General features: G+C 67.8%; 21 protein-coding genes. 4 read left to right on the forward strand and 17 right to left on the reverse strand.

Annotated elements, in window-relative coordinates; genetic code table 11:
• Positions 1-28 precede the first annotated feature (28 nt).
• The 5 genes from ACRSCF_RS26305 to ACRSCF_RS26325 all read right to left on the reverse strand — a co-directional run bounded on the left by ACRSCF_RS26305 (position 29) and on the right by ACRSCF_RS26325 (position 5,300).
• Entirely contained in the window at positions 29-1,105 is a 1,077-nt protein-coding gene (locus ACRSCF_RS26305; RefSeq protein ID WP_034365056.1) for an aromatic ring-hydroxylating dioxygenase subunit alpha, read from the reverse strand.
• A gap of 29 nt (positions 1,106-1,134) precedes the next feature.
• Entirely contained in the window at positions 1,135-2,487 is a 1,353-nt protein-coding gene (locus ACRSCF_RS26310; RefSeq protein ID WP_244387495.1) for an MFS transporter, read from the reverse strand.
• A 254-nt stretch (positions 2,488-2,741) separates the two neighbouring features.
• Positions 2,742-3,215, reverse strand: coding sequence for a MarR family winged helix-turn-helix transcriptional regulator (locus tag ACRSCF_RS26315; RefSeq protein ID WP_016446419.1), 474 nt, complete (start codon positions 3,213-3,215; stop codon positions 2,742-2,744).
• Between the two features lie 96 nt (positions 3,216-3,311).
• Positions 3,312-4,403, reverse strand: a complete 1,092-nt coding sequence (locus tag ACRSCF_RS26320) for an aromatic ring-hydroxylating oxygenase subunit alpha (protein WP_012203282.1) — start codon at positions 4,401-4,403, stop codon at positions 3,312-3,314.
• A gap of 138 nt (positions 4,404-4,541) precedes the next feature.
• Positions 4,542-5,300, reverse strand: a complete 759-nt coding sequence (locus ACRSCF_RS26325; protein WP_016451803.1) for a GntR family transcriptional regulator — start codon at positions 5,298-5,300, stop codon at positions 4,542-4,544.
• A gap of 230 nt (positions 5,301-5,530) precedes the next feature.
• Here ACRSCF_RS26325 and ACRSCF_RS26330 point away from each other — a divergent pair, with 230 nt between their 5' ends.
• On the forward strand, positions 5,531-7,423 hold the full coding sequence (locus ACRSCF_RS26330) for a S9 family peptidase (protein WP_126311349.1): 1,893 nt from the start codon (positions 5,531-5,533) through the stop codon (positions 7,421-7,423).
• A gap of 44 nt (positions 7,424-7,467) precedes the next feature.
• Here ACRSCF_RS26330 and ACRSCF_RS26335 read toward each other — a convergent pair whose 3' ends face one another.
• Positions 7,468-9,294 (reverse strand): ABCB family ABC transporter ATP-binding protein/permease, encoded by a 1,827-nt coding sequence (locus ACRSCF_RS26335; RefSeq protein WP_016446422.1) that lies wholly within the window; start codon positions 9,292-9,294, stop codon positions 7,468-7,470.
• A gap of 41 nt (positions 9,295-9,335) precedes the next feature.
• On the opposite strand from ACRSCF_RS26335, the gene ACRSCF_RS26340 reads away from it, so the two are divergent.
• Positions 9,336-9,812 (forward strand): acyl-CoA thioesterase, encoded by a 477-nt coding sequence (locus tag ACRSCF_RS26340; protein ID WP_013804190.1) that lies wholly within the window; start codon positions 9,336-9,338, stop codon positions 9,810-9,812.
• A gap of 74 nt (positions 9,813-9,886) precedes the next feature.
• Here the strand turns inward: ACRSCF_RS26340 and ACRSCF_RS26345 are convergent, their stop codons facing one another.
• Complete coding sequence (locus tag ACRSCF_RS26345) at positions 9,887-10,552, reverse strand: bactofilin family protein (RefSeq protein ID WP_016446423.1); 666 nt, start codon at positions 10,550-10,552, stop codon at positions 9,887-9,889.
• Between the two features lie 218 nt (positions 10,553-10,770).
• Between ACRSCF_RS26345 and ACRSCF_RS26350 the strand changes: the two genes are divergently transcribed.
• Both ACRSCF_RS26350 and ACRSCF_RS26355 read left to right on the forward strand, forming a co-directional pair.
• Positions 10,771-11,238, forward strand: a complete 468-nt coding sequence (locus ACRSCF_RS26350) for a MarR family winged helix-turn-helix transcriptional regulator (protein ID WP_013804191.1) — start codon at positions 10,771-10,773, stop codon at positions 11,236-11,238.
• Positions 11,235-12,614: an MATE family efflux transporter gene (locus tag ACRSCF_RS26355; RefSeq protein WP_252651492.1), complete on the forward strand. Its 1,380-nt coding sequence runs from the start codon at positions 11,235-11,237 to the stop codon at positions 12,612-12,614. Before ACRSCF_RS26350 ends, ACRSCF_RS26355 begins: the two co-directional genes overlap by 4 nt.
• A gap of 41 nt (positions 12,615-12,655) precedes the next feature.
• Here ACRSCF_RS26355 and ACRSCF_RS26360 read toward each other — a convergent pair whose 3' ends face one another.
• The 10 genes from ACRSCF_RS26360 to slmA all read right to left on the reverse strand — a co-directional run bounded on the left by ACRSCF_RS26360 (position 12,656) and on the right by slmA (position 23,596).
• The gene (locus ACRSCF_RS26360) at positions 12,656-13,147 is read right to left on the reverse strand and encodes a thioesterase family protein (protein ID WP_034365063.1); all 492 of its coding nucleotides are present in this window, start codon (positions 13,145-13,147) and stop codon (positions 12,656-12,658) included.
• Positions 13,141-13,935: an enoyl-CoA hydratase gene (locus ACRSCF_RS26365; RefSeq protein ID WP_034365066.1), complete on the reverse strand. Its 795-nt coding sequence runs from the start codon at positions 13,933-13,935 to the stop codon at positions 13,141-13,143. Before ACRSCF_RS26365 ends, ACRSCF_RS26360 begins: the two co-directional genes overlap by 7 nt.
• Positions 13,936-13,951: 16 nt before the next feature.
• Positions 13,952-14,782: an acyl-CoA thioesterase gene (locus tag ACRSCF_RS26370; protein ID WP_034365068.1), complete on the reverse strand. Its 831-nt coding sequence runs from the start codon at positions 14,780-14,782 to the stop codon at positions 13,952-13,954.
• 37 nt (positions 14,783-14,819) lie between these two features.
• A complete protein-coding gene (locus ACRSCF_RS26375; RefSeq protein WP_013804196.1) occupies positions 14,820-15,722 on the reverse strand; it encodes an alpha/beta hydrolase family protein in 903 nt (300 codons plus the stop codon).
• A 104-nt stretch (positions 15,723-15,826) separates the two neighbouring features.
• Positions 15,827-17,023: an acetyl-CoA C-acyltransferase gene (locus ACRSCF_RS26380; RefSeq protein WP_016446429.1), complete on the reverse strand. Its 1,197-nt coding sequence runs from the start codon at positions 17,021-17,023 to the stop codon at positions 15,827-15,829.
• A gap of 140 nt (positions 17,024-17,163) precedes the next feature.
• Entirely contained in the window at positions 17,164-19,566 is a 2,403-nt protein-coding gene (locus ACRSCF_RS26385; protein WP_012203269.1) for a 3-hydroxyacyl-CoA dehydrogenase/enoyl-CoA hydratase family protein, read from the reverse strand.
• Positions 19,567-19,620: 54 nt separating this feature from the next.
• Complete coding sequence (locus tag ACRSCF_RS26390) at positions 19,621-20,061, reverse strand: DUF2147 domain-containing protein (protein ID WP_016446431.1); 441 nt, start codon at positions 20,059-20,061, stop codon at positions 19,621-19,623.
• 80 nt (positions 20,062-20,141) lie between these two features.
• Positions 20,142-21,947, reverse strand: a complete 1,806-nt coding sequence (locus ACRSCF_RS26395; protein WP_017405915.1) for an acyl-CoA dehydrogenase C-terminal domain-containing protein — start codon at positions 21,945-21,947, stop codon at positions 20,142-20,144.
• A gap of 62 nt (positions 21,948-22,009) precedes the next feature.
• The gene (locus ACRSCF_RS26400) at positions 22,010-22,717 is read right to left on the reverse strand and encodes a TetR/AcrR family transcriptional regulator (protein WP_047217715.1); all 708 of its coding nucleotides are present in this window, start codon (positions 22,715-22,717) and stop codon (positions 22,010-22,012) included.
• A gap of 183 nt (positions 22,718-22,900) precedes the next feature.
• On the reverse strand, positions 22,901-23,596 hold the full coding sequence (slmA, locus tag ACRSCF_RS26405; protein ID WP_012203254.1) for a nucleoid occlusion factor SlmA: 696 nt from the start codon (positions 23,594-23,596) through the stop codon (positions 22,901-22,903).
• Positions 23,597-23,657: the final 61 nt, after the last annotated feature.

Here is a 23,657-nt window from a genome sequence, read left to right on the forward strand (position 1 = left end):
AAAAGCGGAAAGGGATGGGTTCGGAAAATCAGGCCGCCGCCAGCGCACGGGCGCTGGCCTCGCGCAGCCGGCTGATCACGCGGCGCGCGCGGTTGGGGCCGGCGTCCACGTGGATGTCGATGACAGGGCGCGCGCCAAAGCGCTGCTGGTTGCGGAACTGGGCCTCGATGACGACCTTGTCCTCCTCGAAGGTGGCAGCCGTCTGGTCGATCACCAGGCGCGTGGTGTCCTGCATGTCGGGATGCGGGTTGGTGGCAATGGTCCAGAAGTAGTGGGCCGAATGCTCGGTCTCCGGCGTCACGCCGTGAAATCCCCGCATGTGAAAGCCCTCGCGCTGCGGATCGTCGAGCCGGCCGCTGCCTGCGTCCATGGCGCCGGTCCAGATGCACACGTGCGAGGGATGGAACTCCACCTCCTGCCAGCGGTCGATGCGGCCCGCGAACGGCCAGGCTGCCGCATAGGTGGGCGGCGGGTCGGAGTCGGGCATCCAGCGCAGCACGGTGACGCTGTCCCCGTCCTGGCGGACCTGCAGCTCCGCATTCATGTGGATGCCGGCATTGCCGCCAATGGTCTTGAGGTGCACATAGCCCAGGTGGCTGAGGTCCAGCAGGTTGTCGTGGATGAGCTGGTAGGGCGCGTCGTAGTGGTAGACATCGCCGCCGAAGCGGTAGCGCGCATCGCCGTGCACGGGATAGGCGGGCGGCTCCTGCGCGGGCACGGAATCGGGTGTGGCGCCCATCCAGATCCAGAGGATCTGGTCACGCTCGCGCAGGTCGAAGGACTTGACGCAGGCCTTGGGCGGTATGCGCTGCTGGCCCGGAATCTCCAGGCACTGGCCGGCGCGGTCGAACAGCAGGCCGTGGTAGCCGCAGCGCAGGCCGCGCGCCTCCACCGTGCCGCAGGACAGCGGCAGCTCGCGGTGGCAGCAGCGGTCCTCCAGCGCGGCGACGCTGCCATCGGGCGTGCGAAACAGCACGACGGGCCGGCCCAGCAGGGTGCGTGCCAGTGGCGCGTCCTGCAGCTCCCAGGCAAAGCCGGCGACATACCACTGGTCCAGCGGGAAGGCAGGCGTGGAGGCAGGTGCAATGGTGGTGCATTCGGTCATGGGTTCTCCTTCTTGTCTGCAAGTCGCGCTCAATGCGCCGACAGCGTGCGGCGCGTGGCTGCGGGCCTGCCGGCTTCGGGCCCCTGCAGCCGGTGCAGCGACACGATGCAGGCCGCGAACACGAAGGCCAGGCCATAGCCCACATAGAGCTGGCTGGGCGACCACGCGGCGTCCAGCAGCGAGCCCGCGACCATGGGCGAGACGATGGCGCCGATGCGCCCTATGCCTATGCCCCAGCCCACGCCGGTCACGCGCACCTCGCCGCCATAGACCATGGGCGCGATGGCATAGAGCCCGGCCACGCAGCCGTTGACGAAGACGCCGATCAGAAAAGCCAGCGCATACGACAGCAGCAGCGAGCCCGGATTGCTCACGATGAAGCACAGCAGCACGGCCGTGGCCAGCATGAAGCCGGCCAGCGCGCGGTGCACGGGATAGCGCGCCGCCAGCAGGCCCAGCAAGGTGGCGCCCAGGATGCCGCCCAGGCTCAGCAGCACCCCGCCGGTCACGCCCTGCTCGGGCGTGAGGCCCGAGGCGGCCAGCAGCTTGGGCGTCCAGCTCATGACGAAGTAAAAGCCGAACATCACCGCGAAGAACGACAGCCAGACCAGCAGCGTGGGCCGGCGCAGGCCCGGTGCGAACAGCTGCAGCGGGCCCCGCCGCGCCGGCCCCGCCGATGCGGGCGCGGCAGGCGGCAGCGCAGCCAATGCGGGCAGGCCCAGCCGCCCGACCAGGGCGTTGAGCCGCTGCAGCGCGCCGGCCGGGCGCCGCGCCAGCAGGAAGTCCATGGATTCCGGCAGTCGCCACCAGGCCAGGACCAGCACGCCCAGCGTCACGCAGCCGCCGAACAGGAAGACCGCGCGCCAGTCATGGCGCCCCAGCAGCCACACCGCGATGGAGCCGCCAATGCTGGCGCCCAGCGCGTAGCCCGTGGACTGCAGCGTGACGGCCAGGCTGCGCCAGCGCTGCGAGGCGTATTCGCTGGCGATCACGTTGCTGCAGGCCAGGATGCCGCCCACGCCCAGGCCCGTGAGCACGCGCAGCGCCGCCAGCTGCGTGGCGCTCTGGCTGAAGGCCGAGCCCAGCATGCCCACGCCCGAGAGGGCCAGGCAGGCCAGGATCAGCGGCCGGCGGCCCAGCCGGTCGGCCCAGGGCGCGATCAACAGCGATCCGCCCGCCATGCCGAACAGGCCTGCACTGAGCAGAAAGCCCAGCTGGGCGCCGCTGAGCTGCCAGTGCGCCGACACGGCAGAGGCCGTGAACGCCATGACCAGGACGTCGAAGCCGTCGATCATGTTGAGCACCATGCACAGGGCTATGACCGACCACTGGAAGCGCGTCATGGGCCGCTGGTCGACGCTTGCACGCAGGTCGGCGCTCATGGCCGCAGCTCCCGCAACGGGCAGTTGGACGATGCGGCGGCGCAAGGCCGCTGCAGCCATGGAACAGGGGTAGAGGCAGTCATCGTGGGTCTCCTTGGGTTGAAGCTCTGTGGGAGCTTTCTTGTGTTCTCAACACATCATTACGTATGCTGAATGTGATTCAGTTTACTGAATGAAAATCGGCGCCAGATACCGGGATTTCCCCGATCAGGCGGGGCCGCGCAGTCTCGGACGCGGAGGCGGCCGGGCCGCTGTCAGTCGGATGAGGAAGCGTCGAGGGCGTCGCGTGCGTCGTGCAACTGCACGAACTTGCGCAGCAGGCGCTTGAACTCGGCCTGCTCCTCGGGCTCCAGCGCGGCCAGCATGCGGTTGTGCAGTTCGTGCACATTCGGCACGAAGCCGCCCAGCATGGCCTCGCCCTCGGCCGTGAGCGTCAGGCGCCGCTGGCGCCGGGGCAGGATCTCGCGCAGCACCCAGCCCTTGGCCTCCAGTCGCGCCGCGATGTCGGCCGTGGTGGAGTTGTCCAGCGCCACCAGCCGCGCCAGCGTTACCTGGTCGATGCCCGGTTTTTCCTGCAGCATGCGCAGGATGGCGTACTGCACGGGCGTCACGTCCGGCCCCAGCACGTCGCGGAACAGCTGCGCCGCGATCTGCTGCGCGCGCCGGATCAGGTGGCCCGGCTGGTCGTAGAGGTCGATGGAAAGCGGATCGGAGGCGGAGTGGACCATCGGTGGCGGCAGGCCTTGCGGCCCTGGGGTTGAAGCCCGCCGAGATTACCCCATCCCCGGCGCCGGTCCTGGATGCGCGCCGGGCCATGGCCGGCCTCAGGCCACCGCGGCGGCAGGCTGGGCCGCTGCTGCGGCCACCGCCGCCGCCTGCTGTTCCTGCGCAATCCATTTGTCGATGACCTTGCGCGACTGCACGCCGCCCGCATCGATGTTGAGCTTGAGCAGCTTGCGGTCGGGGTGGGCACTGAGGTTGCGCTGCTGCAGCTCCAGCATCTGCAGGTCTTCGCTGAAGATCTTGTGCTGGCCCTCGCGTATGCGGTCGGTGACTTCGGCATCGCCCGGATTGAAGCGGCGCGCCATGCCCCAGAAGTACCACATGGACTCCTCGGTCTCCGGCGTGATGAAGTCCACCACCATGCTGTAGACCTTGTGCTCGTCGGGCGCGTCGTAGCCGCCGTGGCCTGCGTGGGCCACGCCGACCTCGATCAGCACATGGCTGGGCGGGGTGAAGCGGCAGACCTGCCAGCGGTCCACGGGCACATCGTCGGCCAGGCCGTTGCTGCGCAGCGCCATCTTCCAGAACGGGGGCGCGGGAATGTCGTTCATGAAGCGGCTGGTGACCACCTCGACATCGGCGCCCTCGCCGCGCGTCTCGGTCTTGCAGGGCGTCTCGTCGATCTCGGCCTGGCCGATGGAGCTGGCGTGCACATAGGTCTCGTGCGTCAGGTCCATGAGGTTGTCGATCATCAGCCGGTAGTCGGCCTGGATGTGGAACATGCCGCCGCCATAGGCCCATTCGGGGTTGTCGTGCCAGGGCAGCTTCGGGATGAGCGCGGCATCGGCCAGCGCCTTGTCGCCGGGCCAGACCCAGATGAAGCCATGGCGCTCCTCGACGGGATAGCTGCGGATCTCGGGGAAGCCGCGCACGCGCTGGCCCGGCATGGCAATGGTCTTGCCGTCGCAGCCCATCTCCAGCCCGTGGTAGCCGCAGACCAGCTTGCCCTCGCAGACAAAGCCCAGCGACAGGGGCGCGCCGCGGTGCGGGCAGAAATCCTCCACGGCGGCAATGCCGTGCTGCGCGCGGTAGAACGCGATGCGCTCGCCGCAGATGCGACGGCCCAGCGGCTTGTCCTGGATCTCGTCGGACGTGGCGGCCACGTACCAGGTGTTCTTGGGGAATGTGCTCATGGGGGGTCTCCTTTATGGGTGGGGTCCGCAGTCCTTGGCGCTGCGGTGGCTGGGGCGCAGGCGGCCGAGGCCGCCGGCGCACATCAAGGGCAGATCAAGCGCAGATCAAGCGCAGATCAAGCGCGGGTCAGACTCGAATCAGGCTCGGATCAACTGCACGCCAGGAACCGCATGGCTGCCGGGCTCGCTCACGGCTTCGCGCAGGTTGCGGCGCGCAATGCGCGAGTGCTCTTTCATCAGCGCCTCGGCCCGGGCGCCCTCGCGCGCGGCAATGGCGTCCAGCACCTGGCGGTGCTGGTCCTGGGCCACCATCAGGCTGTGGCGCGCACGCGGGGATTCGGCCCGCGCCAGCACAAAGCCCGAGGGCGAGGCGAAGGGCATGCGCACCACGCGCTCCAGCTCGCGCTGCATGACGCTGCTGCCGGCCATGGAATGCAGCAGGTCGTGGAATTCGGAGTTCAGCGCCACATAGCGCGAGAAGGCCTCATCGCCCCAGTCGGGCGTCTCCAGCACGCGGTCGATGGCATCCAGGCAGCGGCCGGCCTGCGCCAGCAGCGGCTCGGCCACGCCGCGCTCGGCCGCCCAGCGCGCGGCCAGGCCTTCCAGCGTGCCGCGCAGTTCGATGGCATCGGCCACGTCGGCCTCGGAGAACAGCCGCACGCGGTAGCCGCGCCCGCCGGCCATGGCTTCGAGCAGGCCTTCCTGCTCCAGCCGCATCAGCGCGGCGCGCACCGGCGTGCGCGAGATGCCCAGGCGCTGCACCACGGTCAGCTCGGCAATGCGCTCGCCTGCGGGCAACTCGCCCGCAAGAATCATCTCGCGCAGTTGCAGCTGGGCCTTGATGACCTGGGAATGGCTTTCCGCTTCGGAGGCGGCGGGGGCAAGCTGGGGGCTCATGGGGCTTTGTCTGGATGGAATGGCGTAAATGTATACATTCAAGGCGATTCATGGTGCACTTTTCCGCAAAAACACGGGAAAACACCAATCAAATGTATACAACCAATCCCAGCAAAGACAGTGGCCCGCCTGTTTGTATACAGCACCATGGCATCATGGCCGGCTCCCTTTTTCCCCTGCCGCTGCAACCCAGGAGGTCACCCTTGCCGACGTTTTCCCGACACCCCGCCATGGCCGCCCACATCCTCAACCTGGCACGGGATGCCAGCGCCGATGCGCAGGCTCCGCAGGCCTATCCGATCAAGGACTTCTTCCGCAATCCGGAACGCGGCTTCTTCCGCCTGGCCGATGACGGAAGCATGCTGGGCTTCATGCAGCCCGTCAGCGTGGACGGCCATCCGGCGCGCATGAATATCCATGTGCAGGCGCTGGAGGGCAGCACCCCTGTGGGCGAGCCGCGCCGCATCACGGCCGAGACCGAGCGCGACATCAGCAACTTCTTCTGGAAGGGCCCGGATGTAGTGCTCTACCAGAAGGACTTCGGCGGCGACGAGAACTTCCACGTGCTGGCGGTCAACGCGCGCAGCGGCGAAGCCACCGACCTGACGCCCTGGGAAGGCGTGCGCGCCAGCATCGAGGACGACCTGGAAGACGACCCCGACCATGTGCTGATCAGCCACAACCGGCGCGATGCCGAGGTCTTCGACGTATACCGCGTGAACGTGCACACGGGGGCGGCGCAACTGGTGGCGCAGAACCCCGGCAACATCGTCGGCTGGCAGACCGACCACGCAGGCCGCGTGCGGGCCGCCGTGGCCAGCGACGGCCTGAACAGCGCCCTGCTCTACCGCGACGACGAGGCCGGCGAGTTCCAGCCCCTGATCACCACCGACTACCGCACCAGCGTCAGCCCGGCCTTCTTCACCTTCGACGACCAAAAGCTCTACGCCCTGTCCAACCGGGGCCGCGACAAGCTGGCCCTGGTGGTCATCGACCCGGCCCGGCCCGACGAGGAAGAAGAAATCTTCGTGCCCGAGGAAGTCGATCTGGGCGCGGCGGCCTATTCGCGCAAGCGCCGCGTGCTGACCCTGGCCGCCTACCAGACCGACAAGCCGCAGTACCGCTTCTTCGATGCCGAGACCGAAGCCCTGTACGGCCGGCTGGCCGCGCAGTTGCCGGGCTACGACTTCGCCATCCAGGGCGCCAACCGCGCCGAGGACAAGTTCATCGTCGCCGCCTTCAACGACCGCACGCCGGGCGCGCGCTACATCTACGACGCGGCCGCTGACGCGCTGACCAAGCTGGCCGACATCAACCCGGCCATCCCCGAGTCCGCCATGTCGCGCGTGCAGCCCGTCAGCTACACCAGCCGCGACGGCCTGACCATCCACGGCTACCTGACCCTGCCGGCCGGCCGCGAGCCCAGGAACCTGGCCTGCATCATCAACCCGCACGGCGGCCCCTGGGCCCGCGACGGCTGGGGCTACAACCCCGAAGTGCAGTTCCTCGCCAACCGGGGGTTCTGCGTGCTGCAGGTGAACTTCCGGGGCTCCACGGGCTATGGCCGCGCGTTCTGGGAAGCGGGATTCGGCCAATGGGGCCTGAAGATGCAGGACGACATCACCGACGGCGTGCACTGGCTGATCGACCAGGGCATTGCCGACCCTGCGCGCATCGGCATCTACGGCGGCAGCTATGGCGGCTATGCCACGCTGGCCGGCGTGGCCTTCACGCCCGACCTGTATGCGGCGGCCGTGGACTATGTGGGCGTGTCCAACCTGTTCACCTTCATGAAGACCATTCCGCCCTACTGGAAGCCGCTGCTGGACCAGATGCACGCCATGGTGGGCGATCCCGAGCGCGACAGGGAGCGCCTGGCCGCCACCTCGCCGGCCCTGCACGTGGACCGCATCAAGGCCCCGCTGTTCATCGCCCAGGGCGCGCGCGATCCGCGCGTGAACAAGGACGAGAGCGACCAGGTGGTGAAGGCGCTGCGCGAGCGCGGCGTCGAGGTGCAGTACATGGTCAAGGACAACGAGGGCCACGGCTTTCACAACGACGAGAACAAGTTCGAGTTCTACGAGGCCATGGAGCAGTTCCTGGTCACGCACCTCAAGCCCTGAAGCCGTCCAGGCACCCGGCCGCCCGGTCCCTCGGCCGCCCCGCGCTACAGCACGGCGGGCTCCCCGCTTTGCTGCAGCGCCCACATGTCCGCATAGCGCCCGCCCGCCGCGACCAGCTGGGCGTGGGTGCCGCGCTCGACGATGCGGCCCGCCTCCATGACCAGGATCTCGTGCGCATCGACCACGGTGGACAGGCGGTGGGCAATCACCAGCGCCGTCTTGTTGCGCGCGGCGCTTTGCAGCTCGGCCTGGATGGCGCGCTCGTTGGCCGAGTCCAGCGCCGACGTCGCCTCGTCGAAGATCAGGATGGGCGGGTCCTTGAGCAGGGTGCGCGCAATCGCCACCCGCTGCTTTTCGCCGCCCGACAGCTTCAGGCCGCGCTCGCCCACGCGCGTGGCATAGCCCTGGGGTGTGGCCTCGATGAAGTCGTGGATGCGCGCGGCGCGCGCGGCCGCCACCACCTGCTCGCGGCTGGCGCCAGGGCGGCCGTAGGCGATGTTGTATTCCACCGTGTCGTTGAACAGCACCGTGTCCTGCGGCACGATGCCCACGGCGCCGCGCACGCTGTCCTGGGTCAGCTCGCGCAGGTCGTGCCCGGCGATGCGCACATGGCCGGACTGCACGTCGTAGAAGCGGAAGATCAGCCGCGCCAGCGTGCTCTTGCCCGAGCCCGAAGGGCCGACCACGGCCACGGTCTTGCCGGCGGGAATGGTGAAGCTCACGTCCTTGAGGATGGGCCGCTCGGGGTCATAGGCGAAGTCCACATGCTCGAAGCGCAGCTCGGGCGGTGCGCCATGGGTCTGCAGCGGCTGGGCGCCGGGCGCGTCGGCCACCTCGCGTTCCTTGTCCATGAGGGTGAACATGCGCTCCAGGTCGGTCAGGCTCTGCTTGATCTCGCGGTAGATCACGCCCAGAAAGCCCAGCGGGATGTAGAGCTGGATCATGAAGGCGTTGACCATGACCAGGTCGCCCAGCGACAGGCGGCCATCCACCACGCCCTGCGTGGCCCGCCAGAGGATGGCGACCAGGGCCGTGGCGATGATCAGCTGCTGCCCGCAGTTGAGCAGGCTCAGCGTGCTCTGGCTCTTGAGGCGAACGCGGCGCAGCGCCTCCAGGTTCTCGTCGTAGCGCCGCGCCTCGAAGCCCTCGTTGCCGAAGTACTTGACGGTCTCGTAGTTCAGCAGCGAGTCGATGGCCTTGGTGTGCGCCGCCGACTCCTGGGCATTGGCCTCGCGCCGAAAGCGCGTGCGCCACTCGGTCACCGTGACCGTGAACGTGATGTAGAACACCAGCGCCGCCAGTGTGATGGCCGCGAACCAGATGTCGAAGCGCAACGCCAGGATGCCCAGCACCAGAGCCATTTCGATGAAGGTGGGCAGGATGCTGTAGAGCGAATACGAGATCAGCGACTCGGTGCTGCGCACGCCGCGCTCGATGTCGCGCGTCATGCCGCCGGTCTGGCGCTCCAGGTGAAAGCGCAGGCTCAGCGCATGCAGGTGCTCGAAGGTGGACAGCGCAATCGCCCGCGAGGCGCCCTGCGTGGCCTTGGCAAAGACCAGGTCGCGCAGCTCGGTGAACAGCGAGCTGGAAAAGCGCAGCAGCCCGTAGGCCAGCAGCAGGGCCACGGGCACGACGAGCACCGCGCGGGCATCGCCGGCCTTCAGATCCAGCGCATCGACCAGGTGCTTGAGCAGCACCGGCACGCCCACGTTGGCGAGCTTGGCCCCGATCATGAAGCCCAGCGCCGCCAGCACGCGCCACTTGTATTGCCACAGGTAGGGCAGCAGGCGCCGCAGCGCGTTCCAGTCCCGCGACGGTGCCGGGGTTGGGACTAAGGGTAAATCCGTAGGGGAAGCGCTCTCGCGTCGCATGAAAGACAATTCTCGGTTGTTATATTGACCCGATTGTGCCCATGCCACCCCGCCCAGACCTCCCGCCCCATCCCTTGCCCGCAGACAAGGAGCTGGTTCTCAAGGTCATTCCCATGCCTGCCGATGTCAACGCCAATGGCGACATCTTCGGCGGCTGGGTCATGGCGCAGGTTGACTTGGCAGGTTCGGTGCTGCCCTCGCGCCTGGGCCAGAGCCGCATGGTCACCGTGGCCGTGAACGAGTTCATCTTCAAGCAGCCCGTGCGCGTGGGCGACATCCTGTCGTTCTACTCCAGCGTGCAGCGCGTGGGCCGCACCTCGGTCACGGTCGATGTCGAGGTCTATGCCGAGCGCTTTGCCGACCAGGGCCGCTTCGTCAAGGTGACCGAAGCCCTGCTGACCTACGTGGCCATCGACGGCCAGGGCAAGCCCCAGTCGCTGCCGGACAACGACCAGGTGCGCTCCTGGCGCGCATCGGCCGAGCGCAATGCAGAACGCAAGCAGCAGCAGGCCGGCTGAACCCGCCCCGCCTCTGCAGCCATGAAAAAAGCGACCTTCGCAGGTCGCTTTTCATTTCCGGCAGCAGAGATCGCTCATGCCAGCGACGGCGTGACGCGCGGCTGCAGCGAGGCGGCCGCGCTGGCCGCGGCCAGCGCAGCGGAGCTGCTGGCGGCGCTGTCGCTGGAGGCGGCCGACGAGGAAGACAGGCTGGAGGCGCTGGATGCCACAGCCGAACCCGACGAGGACGAGCGCGGCGAGGAGCCGGCCTCGATCTGGCCCGTGAGCTCGCCGCCCTCTTCGATCACCACCTTGCCGTAGCGGATCTTGCCGCTGACCTTGCCCGTGCCGTAGATGACCAGCTTCTCGCGCACGGTCAGCGTGCCGTCGAACACGCCATGGATCTCGGCGATGTCGATTTCGGCCGTGCCGTGGAAGGCACCCTGCTCGGCGATCTGGATCACGCGCGAGTCCATGGTGGCTTCCACCGTGCCTTCGACGACCAGCGTGTCGCAGTCGGTGATCTCCACGCCCTTGAGCTTGATATTGGGGCCTACGGTGAGCTTGCTGCCCTGGGAGTCCTGCGCCACGGCCGATGCCTGGCGCTGGGCGGTCGACGGACTTGTCACGCTGGAGCTGGGCGTGACGGCACCGGAGGGGCTGCCGCCCGTACCGGTGGCGCCTATGCCGCTGCCCAGGGTGTTGCGGGAGGTGAAAGCATCGTTGTCGCGCTTGCCAAAGAACGGGTTCTGAACAGCCATGGGTGGGTCTCCTTCGGAAAAATCCGATGCTACGCACACGAACTGGCAACAAATGCCGGCATCTCGCAAGAAAAGTAACCAGATGGTTCTCCCGTTTCATGTGCTTGCAAGCCTTTCTCGATCACACACCGCGCATGTGCAGGTCGCGCAGCGGACATGCGCAAATCAATAGGTGCATCTACACTTATTTCCATTCCAGGCCACCTGCCCCACGCCCCATGACCTCCTCCACCTCAAGCGCCGCCAGTCCGGTCTGCACCTGCTTCATGGTGCGCAGCCTGTCGCGCAAGATCTCCCAGCTCTATGACGACACGCTCGCGCCCAGCGGCCTGCGCGGCACGCAGTTCAGCCTGCTGGTGCAGGCGCGCAATGCGCCCGACGGCCCGCCCACCGTCTCGGCCCTGGCCGAGCAGCTGCACACCGACCGCACGACGATGACGCGCAATCTGCGCACGCTGCAGCAGGCCGGCTTCATCGACCTGGTTCCCGGCGCGGATGCGCGCAGCCGCTGCGTGGTGGTCACGCCCGAAGGCCGCGCCCGCATCCGCGAGGCTGCCGCCCTGTGGCGCCAGGCCCAGCAGCGCGTGCGCGAGCTGTGCGGCAGCGAGCAGATCGGCGCGCTGGAAAGCCTGGTGCTGGGCATGCTGCCCGTGCTGGAAACCGCCACGCAGGAGAGCGCGGAATGAGCGCCGCCCTGCCCTCCGCAGCCCCTGGCGCTGCGGCCAGCGGGTCCGCGCATCCGTTGGTCAGTGGCCCCATCGCCTCCACCCTGATGCGCCTGGCCGTGCCCAACATGGTGGCGCTGAGCATGTCGGTGCTGGTCGCCGTGGCCGAGACCTACTACGTGGGGCAGCTGGGAACCGTATCGCTGGCGGCCATGGCCCTGGTGTTTCCGCTGGCCATGCTCACGCAGATGATGAGCAACGGTGCCATGGGCAGCGGCGTGTCCTCGGCCATCAGCCGCGCGCTGGGCGCGGGCGACGGCGCGCGTGCCTCGGCACTGGCCCTGCACTCCATCGTCATCGGCACCATCGCAGGCCTGCTGTACTCGCTCATCTTCGTGCTCTGCGGCGCCACCTTCTACAGCTGGCTGGGCGGGCGCGGCGAGGTGCTGGCAGCGGCCACAGGCTTTGGCGCCGTGCTGTTCAGCGGCGCCATCCTGGTGTGGCTGTGCAATACGCTGGCATCGGTGGTGCGGGGCACGGGCAATATGCGCATGCCGTCGGCCGTGATCTTTGCGGCCTCGCTGGTGCAGATCGCTGTCGGCGGCACGCTGGGGCTGGGCCTGGGACCCATGCCGCGCTGGGGCATGCCGGGCGTGGCCGTGGGCAACATCGTGGCCATGGCACTGGCCGTCGCAGTCTTCCTGGCCTATCTGCAATGGGGCCAGCAGCGCCTGCAACTGGACTGGCGCAGGCCCCGCCTGGCCTGGCCCATGTTCCGCGACATCCTGCGCGTGGGGGCCCTGGCCTGCCTGTCCCCCGTGCAAACGGCGCTGGCCGCGCTGCTGCTGACAGGCATGGTCGCCCGCCTGGGCCCGCTGGCACTGGCCGGCTACGGCATTGGCCAGCGGCTGGAGTTCCTGCTGATCCCCATGGCCTTCGGCGTGGGCATGGCCGCCGTGCCCATGGTGGGCATGGCCATGGGCGCCGGCCAGGTGGCCCGCGCGCGCCGCGTGGCCTGGTCGGGCGGCGCCATGGCCGCCGCCCTGCTGGGCGTGCTGGGCCTGGTGGTCATGGTCTGGCCGCAGCTGTGGTCAGGCATCTTCACCGGCGACCCGGCCGTGCGCGCCTATGCCGACCTCTACCTGCGCACCGTGGGCCCGGCCTTCGGGCTGTTCGGCCTGGGACTGGTGCTGTACTTCGCCTCCCTGGGCGCAGGCCGCGTCTGGGCTCCCGTGCTGGCCGGCACGGTGCGCCTGCTGATCGTGGTGGTGGGCGGCGGCTGGCTCATGTCCAGCGGCCTGGGCAGCGCCCAGTCGCTGTTCATCCTCGTGGCCGTGGCCATGGCCGCCTATGGCGCAGGCACGGCCTGGGCCGTGTGGCGCGCGCGCTGGGGGTGAAGACACGCAAAAAAGAAGGCCCGCAGTCAGCGGGCCATGCTTCAAGAAACGATGTACGCCGCCGTCCCCGTGGACAGCAAGCTGCCATCGGCCCCCAGGAATTCCATGCGCGTGTTGGCCACGCGCGAGCCCAGCCGCAGCACCTCGGCGCGCAGGATGAATTCGCTGCCGATGCCGGGGCGCAGGTAGTCCACGCGCAGGTCGATGGTGCCCAGGCGCGAGAAGCGGTGCAGGCGCTGCAGCGGTGCGTCGTCCATGTGCTTGGCGCCGATGGCCGCCATGACGGCCAGGCCCCCCATGGAGTCCAGGCCGGCGCTGATCACGCCGCCGTGGATGCGCTGGTAGGCGGCGTGGCCTATGAGCTCGGGCCGCATGGTGATGCGGCCTTCAACCCGCTCGGGCAGCACTTCGGTGATGCGCAGGCCCAGCACCTGGTTGAAGGCGATCTGGCGCTCGAACACCTCGCGCAGCCCGGCGATGAACTCGGGCTCGAACTGCACGGGCACCTCAGAGGCCTTCGTGGATTTCAGCACTGGCTGAAGTCCGGCTTGCGCTTCTCCATGAACGCGGTGAACGCCTCCTTGGCAGCAGGTCCGCCCATCAGCTTGCCGAAGCTCGCGCCCTCCTCGGCCATGCGCTCGCGCACCAGGCCGGACTGGCCGGCCTTCATGAGGCGCTTGGTCTCGATCAGGGCCGACAGCGGCTTGGCCGCCAGCTTCCTGGCCTGGGCCTGGGCCAGCGCATTGCATTCGCTGGGCGGCACGACGCGGTTGACCAGGCCCACTTCCAGGGCGGCTTCGGCCAGGAAGGGCTCGCCCAGCAGCAGGGCCTCGGCCGCGCGGTGGTAGCCGAGCATCTGGGGCAGCAGCAGGCTGGAGGCCGCTTCGGGGCACAGGCCCAGGTTCACGAAGGGCAGCGAGAAAGCCGCGTTGTCGCCCGCATAGACCAGGTCGCAGTGCAGCAGCAAGGTCGTGCCGATGCCTACGGCCGGGCCGCAGACGGCGGCGATCACGGGCTTGGGAAAGGCGGCAATGTAATGCAGGAAGCGCCAGACGGGGCGCTGCTCGCCCTCCGGCCTGGCGGCGCCGCCGGCCGACTGCTTGAGGAAGTCGGCAATGTCGTTGCCCGCGCTGAAGATGGCCATGTCGCCCTGGAAGACCACGCAGCGCACGGCGGCGTCTTCGCCGGCCTGGGCCAGCGCATCGGCCATGCTGGCGTACATGGCCTCGGTGATGGAGTTCTTCTTGTCTGCGCGGTTGAAGGTGATGGTGCAGACACCGGCTTCGGTGTGCACGAGGATGTCCTGGGTGGTTTCGCTCATGATGGTCTTGCCTTGCTTATTCCTTGAAATACACGATCTGGTGGCTGCTCGCCAGCATCACGCCGGCCTCGCTCCACAGCTGGGCGCTCTGGTCGAAGAAGCCGTTGCGAAATTCCTGGCCGCGCGCCTGGGCCAGCAGGTGGCCCGTGCCTGCGGCGGCCAGTTCCTCGCGCCCCGCATGGAAGTAGACGGTGATGGACACCGTGCCCGCCGGGGTGCGCTGTGCGCGGCGCAGCCACACGCGCGGGAAGAATACGTCAGCCAGGCCGGCCAGCGCGCAAAAATCCAGTGCGCGCGGCGGCTCGTCGCGCACCCACAGGCGAGTGAGGCTGTCGGTCTCGCGGCCATCCCAGGTCTGGGGAATGATGCCGTCGAGAAAGCGCATGTCGTAGCGGTTGAGCCATTCCACGCCGCCCAGCGGCGGCACGCGCGGCACGGCGGCGGGCGACGGCACCTCGGGCATGGCCAGGTCGGTGCCGCCCCAGGTGCTGCGCCGCACGGCCGTGACGGCCGTGGCCGTGGTGACGACCTGGGCATCGCCATCCTGGTCGGGCTGGGTGATGGTCAGCAGCCAGTGCTGGGTGGAGCGGTTGGTGCGAACGGGGCGGGCCTCGATGTCGAAGCGCCCCGCGCCCAGCGCGGCCGCGTAGTTGACGGTGATGGACAGCGGATCGCCCAGGCACAGCGGATGCTGCTGGATGGCCTGCACCAGCGCGGCGGCGGTGATGCCGCCGTACGGGCCCACCATGTTCCAGTAGTCCTGCGTGGTCTGGCCCTGGTAGTGGCCCACGGCGCCGGTGGGCGTGAGCGCCACGGCCTGGTCGAGAGGATGGATGTCTGTGCTCATGGCAAACGAGTGTGATGGCAAGCGGCGCCCGCGTCCGTCAAGCCGGCGACTCTGCGGGTGAGGGAAAGCGCGGGTGGGCCGCGGCGGCCGGCGCCTTGGTCCAGCCCGAGAACACGTCCACGGCCCGGCCCCAGAGCGCGTCGCGCATATCGGCGCGGAAGAAACCGAAATGCCCTATGCGCCGCAACTGCAGGGCCTTGGGTTCGATGCGCTCGATGCGGCTGGGGGCATTGGCGTAGAGCGCGAACAGGTGCTCGGTGCCGCGCCAGGTCATGAGTTCGTCGTCGCTCATGGACAGCGCCATCACCGGAAAGCGCACGGCGGCGTAGCTGCGCGCGGCGGCCTCGCCCTCGGCACCCACGCTGTAGCGCGGATTCAGGCACCAGCGGCGCCACTGCAGCATGACGCCGGCCGGCAGGTCGCCCACCTTGCGCAGGCGCCGGCCCGGAAAGTAGCCGCACAGGCGCGTGGCCACGGGCACCAGCACATGCCAGAAATAGGGAACCATGCGCTTGAGGCGGGGCGCATTGTCGCGCCAGTAGCCGCTGCCGGCCGCAATGCTCAAAAGGCCGTCCACCAGTTGCGGGGAGCGCAGCAGGCCCGGCAGCTGGGCGCCCAGGCTGTGGCCGATCAGGAACAGCGGCTGGTCCGGCAACTGCGCCTTGGCATGGGCGATGACTGCCTCGTAGTCGCGCGCCCAGTCGCACAGGTCGGCACGCACCTGGCGCAAAGAGCCTTGCAGGGAATCGCCATGGCCCCGGTAGTCAAAGCTGGTCACCCGATAGCCCTGGCCCGCAAGCCAGGTGGCAAAGGCCTCGTAGAAGGCCTGGCGCACCCCCATGGCCCCGCCGATGACCACGCTGGCGTGCGGCGGGCCAGCGGGCGTATAGACGCGCAGCGCCAGCGTGGCGCCGTCGCTGCTGAGTTGGTGTTGTTCCATGGCTGTCTCCTGGTCGGTGCCGTTTCTGTGCCGGCTCGCATGGATGGGAAAAAATGGGATGAGCGAAAAAGACAAAGCCCCGCGAACGGGGCCTTGAGCAACGGTCAGACCCGCTCGAAGATGCCGGCGGCGCCCTGGCCCATTCCGACGCACATCGTCACCATGCCGTAGCGCAATTGCTTGCGGCGCAGCGCATGCACCACGGTGGCCGAGCGGATGGCGCCTGTGGCACCCAGCGGGTGGCCCAGGGCGATGGCGCCGCCCATGGGATTGACCTTGGCGGGGTCCAGCCCCAGCGTGTTGACCACGGCCAGCGACTGGGCGGCAAAGGCTTCGTTGAGCTCGAACCAGTCGATGTCGTCCTGCTTGAGGCCCGCATAGCGCAGCGCGGCCGGGATGGCTTCGATGGGGCCGATGCCCATGATGGCCGGCGGCACGCCCTTGCTGGCATAGCTCACGAAGCGCGCCAGCGGCGTGAGGCCGAAGCGCTGCACGGCGGCGCCGCTGGCCAGGATCAGCGCGCCTGCGCCATCGCTGGTCTGCGAGCTGTTGCCGGCCGTCACCGAGCCGCGCGCCGCGAACACGGTGCGCAGCTTGCCCAGGCCTTCCAGGCTGGTGTCGGGGCGTGCGCCCTCGTCCAGCTCCACGGTGCGCGTGCGCACCACGGGTTCGCCCTTGGCCAGGTCCAGGCCCCGGTCGGTGACCTCGATGGGCGTGATCTCGTCCTTGAACTCGCCGGCCTGCTGCGCGGCCAGGGCACGGCGGTGCGACTCCAGCGCAAAGGCGTCCTGCGCATCGCGCGAGACCTTCCACTGCTGGGCCACCTTCTCGGCCGTCAGGCCCATGCCATAGGCAATGCCCACGTCACCATCGCGCTCGAAGATGGACGGCGACAGCGAGGGCGCGTTGCCCATCATGGGCACCATGCTCATGCTCTCGACGCCGGCCGCGATCATCACGTCGGCCTCGCCCACGCGGATGCGGTCCGCCGCCATGGCCACGGCCGACAGGCCCGAGGCGCAGAAGCGGTTCACGGTGATGCCACCCACGCTGGTGGGCAGGCCCGCCAGCACGGCGCTGATGCGCGCCACGTTCAGGCCCTGCTGGGCCTCGGGGATGGCGCAGCCGCAGATGATGTCCTCGATGGCAGCCGGGTCCAGCCCCGGCACCTGGGCCAGCGCGGCCTTCAGCGTGGTCGCCAGCAGGTCGTCGGGACGGTAGTTGCGGAAAAAGCCCTTGTGCGACTTGCCGATGGGCGTGCGCGTGGCGGCGACGATGTAGGCGTCTTGGATTTGTTTCATGGAGATTGCTCCTAGATCTCAGTTATTCGCGGCCCGCAACGCAGGCATGTCCCAAGTCAGGGACAGCAAGCAAGGGCCGCCCCGCCGCGAGGCTGTCGTCCCCCTGGGGGAAGGCGCGAAGCGACTCAGGGGGGGACATATCAATTCCGGACGGGCTTGCCGGTGTTCAGCATTCCGAGAATGCGTTCATGGGTCTTCGGATGGCCGATCAGGTGGCAGAACGCCTTGCGTTCGAGCTTCATCAGATAGGCCTCGTCCACCAGGGTGCCCGCATCCACGTCGCCGCCGCAGACCACGTTGGCGATCAGGCTGGCCACATGCTGGTCGAACTCGCTGATGAAGCCGCCGTCACGCATGTTGACCAGCGAGCCCTTGATGGTGGCCACGCCGCTGCGTCCCGCCACGGGGAAGCTGCGCGGCAGCGGCGCGCGCCAGCCGCCTGCGGCCATGGACTTGGCCTCGTTGATGGCGACGAAGAGCAGTTCGTCCTTGTGCGGCACAATGAGGTCGCTGTCCAGCAGGTAGCCCAGCTTGCGCGACTCGATGGCGCTGGTGCCCACCTTGGCCATGGCCGCGGCCGTGAAGCCTTCGGTCAGGAAGGGCAGCAGGTCCTTGCCCGTGCTGGTGGCGGCGTTCTCTGCCGCGCGGCGCGCGATGTAGGTCAGGCCGCCCGCGCCGGGCACCAGGCCCACGCCGACTTCCACCAGGCCGATGTAGCTTTCCATATGCGCCACGCGGCGTGCGCTGTACACAGCCAGCTCGCAGCCGCCGCCCAGCGCCATGCCATGGATGGCCGCAACCACGGGCACCTGGGCGTAGCGGATGCGCAGCATCAGGTTTTGCAGCTCCTGCTCCACGCTTTCGATGGCGTCGGCGCCGCCGATCACGAAGGCCGGCATGGTGGCTTCCAGGTCGGCGCCCACGCTGAACGGCGCATCGCCCGACCAGATGACCATGCCCTGGAAGTCGGTCTCGGCCACGTCCACGGCCTCCATCAGCGCTTCCATGACTTCGGGGCTGATGGCGTGCATCTTGTTCTTGATGCTGGCGATCAGGATCTGGCCGTCCAGCGTCCAGGTGCGCAGCGCCTTGGATTCGGCGATCGTGGTACCTGCCGTCTTCCAGTCGGGCAGGCTGTCTTCGCCCAGCAGCTTCTCGGGGAAGATCTGGCGCTCGTAGACGGGCAGCACGCGGCGGGGCACGAACTGGCCCTTGGCAGGGCTCCACGAGCCCTGCGCCGTGTGCACGCCGCCGGCCTCGGCCACCGGGCCTTCGAAGACCCACTTGGGCAGAGGTGCCTTGCTCAATGCCTTGCCGGCATCGATGTCCTCCTGGACCATCTTCGCCACTTCCAGCCAGCCGGCTTCCTGCCACAGCTCGAACGGGCCCTGCTTCATGCCGAAGCCCCAGCGCATGGCCTGGTCCACGTCGCGTGCGGACTCCGCAATGCTCTCCAGGTGGATGGCCGCGTAGTGGAAGCTGTTGCGCAGGATGGCCCACAGGAAGCGGCCCTGCGCCCCCTCGGCATTGCGCAGCAGCTTCAGGCGCTCGGCTGCGGGCTTCTTGAGCATGCGGCCATAGACCTCGTCGGCCTTGCCGCCTGCGGGCACATAGTCCTCGCTGTCCAGCTCGAACTGCAGGATGTCGCGGCCGACCTTCTTGTAGAAGCCCTTCTTCGCCTTCTGGCCCAGGTTGCCCAGCTCGATCAGCTTGGCCAGCACGGGCGGCGTGCCGAAGCTGCCGTAGAAGGGATCGGTCTCGGCGCTGAGGTTGTCCTGCAGCGTCTTGATCACATGGGCCATGGTGTCCAGGCCCACCACGTCGGCCGTGCGGAAGGTACCGCTGGATGCGCGGCCCAGCTTCTTGCCGGTGAGGTCATCGACCACGTCGAAGGTCAGGCCGAAGTTCTCGACCTCCTTCATGGTGGCCAGCATGCCGGCGATGCCGATGCGGTTGGCGATGAAGTTGGGCGTGTCCTTGGCGCGCACCACGCCCTTGCCCAGGCCGCTGGTGACGAAGGCTTCGAGCTGGTCCAGCACCACGGGCTGCGTGGTCGGCGTGGCGATCAGCTCCACCAGCGGCATGTAGCGCGGCGGGTTGAAGAAGTGGATGCCGCAAAAGCGCGGCTTGATCGCGTCGGGCAGCGCCTCGGACAGCTTGGTGATGGACAGGCCCGAGGTGTTGGACGCCACGATGGCGTGCTTGGCCACATGGGGCGCGATCTTGGTGTACAGATCGAGCTTCCAGTCCATGCGCTCGGCAATGGCCTCGATGATCAGGTCGCAGCCCTTGAGCAGCTTGAGGTGCTCCTCGTAGTTGGCGGGCTGGATCAGGTCCGCGTCCTCGGCCACGCCGATGGGCGAAGGCTTGAGCTTCTTGAGGTTGGCGATGGCGCGCTCGGCGATGCCGCTTTTCGGGCCTTCCTTGGCAGGCAGGTCGAACAGCACCACGGGCACCTTGACATTGACCAGATGGGCCGCGATCTGCGCTCCCATCACGCCAGCGCCGAGCACGGCGACTTTCTTCACATTGAATCGGGACATGGATGTTCCACAAGTGGGAGGAAGGCGGCCGCTGCGGCCGCCTTCCGGAATGGTTTACTGCACGCGCACCCAGGTCTGGGTGCGGCCAAAGGGGCCGATGGAGCCGCGCACCTCGAGCTTGGCGCCGCCCTCGATGGGCGTCAGGCGCAGGGTGTAGGTCTTGCCGTTTTCGGGGTCGAGGATCTTGCCGCCTTCCCAGACGTCCTTGCCCTCGGCCTTCTTGGCGCCGCGGATGATCTCCAGCCCCTTGAGCGGCTGGCCCTTGCGGTCGTCAGAACACTCGGTGCAGGTGGCGGCCGGATCGGCGCCCTTGCGCAGGATCTGCTCGATGCGGCCCGTGACCACGCCGTCGTTCTCGGCCACGCGGATCTCGGACTTGGCTTCGCCGCTCTTGTCGTCCACGCTCTTCCACAGGCCCACGGGCGTCATCTGCGCCTGCGCCGCGACGGCCGTGAGGCCCAGCACCATTGCTGCCAGTGCTTGATATGCCTTCATTTCAAACCCCTTTCGCCTAGAAAGGCGCACAGACCACGCTGATGCGCACAGCCCGTGCTCCCATGTTGGAGTGAAGCCGTTCAGGCCAGCGCCGCGTCCGTGTCCATCAGGGACTTGCTGCCCGCGCGGGCCGTGCGCATCAGCGTCGCGGTCTCGGGGAACAGCTTGGCGAAGTAGAAACGCGCGGTCTGCAGCTTGGCCTGGTAGAACGGGTCGGTGTTGCCCTTGGCGATTTCACGCAGCGCCACCTGGGCCATGCGGGCGAAGAAGTAGCCGAACACCAGGTGGCCCGCCACACGCAGGTAGTCCACAGAGGCGGCGCCCACCTCGTCGGGGTTTTGCATGCCCTTGAAGCCGATCTCGGTGGTGAACTTGGTCATCTGGTCGCCCAGGTAGGCGATGGGATTGATGAACTCGGCCATCTTCTCGTTGACGCCCTCTTCCTCCACCAGTTGCGCCACCAGCTTGCCGAACTTCTTGAGCGATGCGCCCTGGTTGCCCAGCACCTTGCGGCCCAGCAGGTCCAGCGCCTGGATGCCGTTCGTGCCTTCATAGATCATGTTGATGCGCGCATCGCGCACGAACTGCTCCATTCCCCATTCGGTGATGAAGCCATGGCCGCCATAGACCTGCTGGCTCATGGTGGTGGCCGTCCAGCCGTTGTCGGTGATGAAGGCCTTGACGATGGGCGTCAGCAGCGCCACCAGCTCGGCGCTGTCCTTGCGCACCTTTTCGTCGGGGTGGTTGAACTCCTTGTCGATCAGGAAGGCGCAGTAGGTCACCAGCGCGCGGCCGCCTTCGGCATAGGCCTTGGCCGTCAGCAGCATGCGGCGCACGTCGGGGTGGACGATGATGGGGTCGGCCGGCTTGTCCTTGGCCTTGGTGCCCGACAGGCTGCGCATCTGCAGGCGGTCCTTGGCATAGGCCAGGGCGTTCTGGTAGGCCACCTCGGTCAGGCCCAGCGACTGGTTGCCCACGCCCAGGCGGGCGGCATTCATCATCACGAACATGGCCTGCAGACCCTTGTTCGGCTGACCCACCAGGGTGCCGATGGCGCCGTCGATATTGATCTGAGCCGTGGCATTGCCATGGATGCCCATCTTGTGCTCCAGCGCACCGCAGAAGATGGGGTTGCGCTCGCCCAGCGAGCCATCGGCCTTGACCACGAACTTGGGCACCACGAACAGGCTGATGCCCTTGGAGCCCGGGGGCGCATCGGGCAGGCGGGCCAGCACCAGATGGACGATGTTCTCTGTGAAATCGTGCTCGCCAGCGCTGATGAAGATCTTGTTGCCGGTGATTTTGTAGGTGCCCTCGGGCGCGCCGGCCACGGGCTCGGCCTTGGTGCGCAGCAGTCCCAGGTCGGTGCCGCAATGGGGCTCGGTCAGGCACATGGTGCCGGTCCACTCGCCGCTGGTCAGCTTGGGCAGGTACAGCTTCTTTTGCTCTTCCGTGCCATGCACATGCAGGGCCTCGTAGGCGCCGTGCGACAGCCCGGGGTACATGGTCCAGGCCTGGTTGGCGCTGTTGAGCATCTCGTACAGCGCCGAGTTCACCGCAAAGGGCAGGCCCTGGCCGCCATAGGCCGTGTCGCAGGACAGCGAAGGCCAGCCGCCTTCCACGTACTTCTGGTAGGCCTCCTTGAAGCCCTTGGGCGTGGTGACCTCGTGGGTTTCCTTGTTCAGCACGCAGCCCTCGGCATCGCCGCTGATGTTCAGCGGAAACGTCACATTGGCCGCGAACTTGCCCGCCTCTTCCAGCACGGCGTTGATGGTGTCGGCATCGACCTCGGCATGCGCCGTCATCTGCCGGTAGTCATCCGTGACCTTGAACACCTCGTGCATGAGGAATTGCATGTCGCGCAGGGGCGGGTTGTAGCTGGGCATTTGTCTTCTCCTGTGTTGGCGGGGTTTGCAGTGGATGCGGTGAAAACGGTGAAACTGAAAAATCAGGTCGGGCTGGCGTAGCGCGCCAGAATGCTCTCGAAGCCGTCGATGGCGCGCTGCATGGAGCCTTCGTTGCGCAGGAAGCGCGCCTCGTAATGCAGGGCCAGGATCAGGCCGTGGATCTCGAACAGCAGCTGGTTCTCGTCCAGGTCGGCACGCAGGTCGCCGCATTCGCGGCACTGCACGATGGTGCGGCGCATGGCTGCGTGCCAGGTCTGGACCGAGGCCGTCAGCGCATCGCGCACCGGCCCCGTGCGGTCGTCGAACTCCACGGCGCCGCTGATATAGATGCAGCCCGAGTCCAGCTCGATCGAAGTGCGCTTCATCCAGTTGTCGAACAGCGCCCGCAGACGCGCCACGCCGCGCGGCGCCTGAAGCGCGGGAAAGAACACTTCCTGCTCGAAACGGTCGTGGTACTCATGCACCACGGAAATCTGCAGCTCCTCGCGCGAGCCAAAATGCGCGAACACGCCCGACTTGCTCATGCCCGTCAGCTCGGCCAGAGCGCCTATGGACAGGCCCTCAAGCCCGATGTGCGTGGCCAGGTTGAGGGCAGCCTCCACAATGGTGGCCTTGGTCTGCTGCCCCTTGTGCAGAGCGCGGCGCGGCGCGGGCGCAGCCGCTTCGTGCACGGAAGAGCCGGCCTTGGGATCGGCATTGGAGTTGGCCGGAGAGCGGGCGGTGCGGCGTGGGGCGGAAACGCTGGACATGCGAAATTCTTGTTAAAACGAACGTTCGTGCTATTTTGCATGGAAAGCTTGTCGCGGCGAAGACATGCGGGGGAAAACACCTAGCAACCCGAAGCCCCCTCCACCGCGTGCCCATGAAAAAAGCCACCGGCACAAGCGGGTGGCTTTGCTGCAGAGCGGACCCTGGGGTCCGCTGGGCCATGTTCAGACCATCAAGGCCAGGCTGGCTTCCAGATGCTCGGTCGGCAGGCGGCGGAAACCCGAGCGCGCGTAGCGCTGCAGGCGGCCCAGCGCGAACGATGTCAGCACGCTGGCGGCCACCTGTGCATCGACCGTCGGGGCGGAGGAGCCCAGCGCACCGGCGGCGGGGCGCAGGCACTGGCGCAACGTGGATTCGATGCGGTCGAAGAACTGGTTCATGCGGGCCTGCAGACGCTCGTGCTCGAAGACGATGGCATCGCCCACCATGACGCGCACCATGCCGGGGTTGCGCTCGCCGAACTGCAGCACCAGCGAGATCACGCGGCTGGCCTGGCGCATGCCATCCACTGCGGGCCGCTCTTCCTCCGGCACATCCCGCCCGACGATCTGCTGCACCAGCGTGAAGACGGATTGCTCGATGAACTCGATCAGTCCTTCGAACATCTGGGCCTTGCTGGCGAAGTGGCGGTACAGGGCCGCCTCGCTGACGCCCAGGTGAGCGGCCAGCGCTGCCGTGGTGATGCGTTCTGCGCCGGGCTTTTCCAGCATGGCCGCAAGCGCCTGCAGGATCTGCTCGCGCCGCTCCCCGGGTTTGGGGCGTTTGCGCGCAGGCGTGGGGGCGGAAGCGGAGGCGGCTTCGTCGGAAACGACATCAGCGCCAGGAGCGGATAAAGGCGACAGGACTTCAGACTCGGACATAAGCAGATCAACTATTTGTAAGTAATTCTCTCACAGCCCTCGGCGGCAACTCCGCACAAAG

The sequence above is a fragment of the Delftia sp. 11MD genome, from assembly GCF_050907895.1.
In the GTDB taxonomy this organism is placed as follows: Bacteria; Pseudomonadota; Gammaproteobacteria; order Burkholderiales; family Burkholderiaceae_C; genus Comamonas; species Comamonas tsuruhatensis.

Bases quoted from the DNA above. Each gene is read 5' to 3' on its own strand.
- ACRSCF_RS26305 (WP_034365056.1), bottom strand. From the start codon at position 1,105: ATGACCGAATGCACCACCATTGCACCTGCCTCCACGCCTGCCTTCCCG.
- ACRSCF_RS26310 (WP_244387495.1), bottom strand. From the start codon at position 2,487: ATGAGCGCCGACCTGCGTGCAAGCGTCGACCAGCGGCCCATGACGCGC.
- ACRSCF_RS26315 (WP_016446419.1), bottom strand. From the start codon at position 3,215: ATGGTCCACTCCGCCTCCGATCCGCTTTCCATCGACCTCTACGACCAG.
- ACRSCF_RS26320 (WP_012203282.1), bottom strand. From the start codon at position 4,403: ATGAGCACATTCCCCAAGAACACCTGGTACGTGGCCGCCACGTCCGAC.
- ACRSCF_RS26325 (WP_016451803.1), bottom strand. From the start codon at position 5,300: ATGAGCCCCCAGCTTGCCCCCGCCGCCTCCGAAGCGGAAAGCCATTCC.
- ACRSCF_RS26330 (WP_126311349.1), top strand. From the start codon at position 5,531: ATGGCCGCCCACATCCTCAACCTGGCACGGGATGCCAGCGCCGATGCG.
- ACRSCF_RS26335 (WP_016446422.1), bottom strand. From the start codon at position 9,294: ATGCGACGCGAGAGCGCTTCCCCTACGGATTTACCCTTAGTCCCAACC.
- ACRSCF_RS26340 (WP_013804190.1), top strand. From the start codon at position 9,336: ATGCCACCCCGCCCAGACCTCCCGCCCCATCCCTTGCCCGCAGACAAG.
- ACRSCF_RS26345 (WP_016446423.1), bottom strand. From the start codon at position 10,552: ATGGCTGTTCAGAACCCGTTCTTTGGCAAGCGCGACAACGATGCTTTC.
- ACRSCF_RS26350 (WP_013804191.1), top strand. From the start codon at position 10,771: ATGACCTCCTCCACCTCAAGCGCCGCCAGTCCGGTCTGCACCTGCTTC.
- ACRSCF_RS26355 (WP_252651492.1), top strand. From the start codon at position 11,235: ATGAGCGCCGCCCTGCCCTCCGCAGCCCCTGGCGCTGCGGCCAGCGGG.
- ACRSCF_RS26365 (WP_034365066.1), bottom strand. From the start codon at position 13,935: ATGAGCGAAACCACCCAGGACATCCTCGTGCACACCGAAGCCGGTGTC.
- ACRSCF_RS26370 (WP_034365068.1), bottom strand. From the start codon at position 14,782: ATGAGCACAGACATCCATCCTCTCGACCAGGCCGTGGCGCTCACGCCC.
- ACRSCF_RS26375 (WP_013804196.1), bottom strand. From the start codon at position 15,722: ATGGAACAACACCAACTCAGCAGCGACGGCGCCACGCTGGCGCTGCGC.
- ACRSCF_RS26380 (WP_016446429.1), bottom strand. From the start codon at position 17,023: ATGAAACAAATCCAAGACGCCTACATCGTCGCCGCCACGCGCACGCCC.
- ACRSCF_RS26385 (WP_012203269.1), bottom strand. From the start codon at position 19,566: ATGTCCCGATTCAATGTGAAGAAAGTCGCCGTGCTCGGCGCTGGCGTG.
- ACRSCF_RS26390 (WP_016446431.1), bottom strand. From the start codon at position 20,061: ATGAAGGCATATCAAGCACTGGCAGCAATGGTGCTGGGCCTCACGGCC.
- ACRSCF_RS26395 (WP_017405915.1), bottom strand. From the start codon at position 21,947: ATGCCCAGCTACAACCCGCCCCTGCGCGACATGCAATTCCTCATGCAC.
- ACRSCF_RS26400 (WP_047217715.1), bottom strand. From the start codon at position 22,717: ATGTCCAGCGTTTCCGCCCCACGCCGCACCGCCCGCTCTCCGGCCAAC.
- slmA (WP_012203254.1), bottom strand. From the start codon at position 23,596: ATGTCCGAGTCTGAAGTCCTGTCGCCTTTATCCGCTCCTGGCGCTGAT.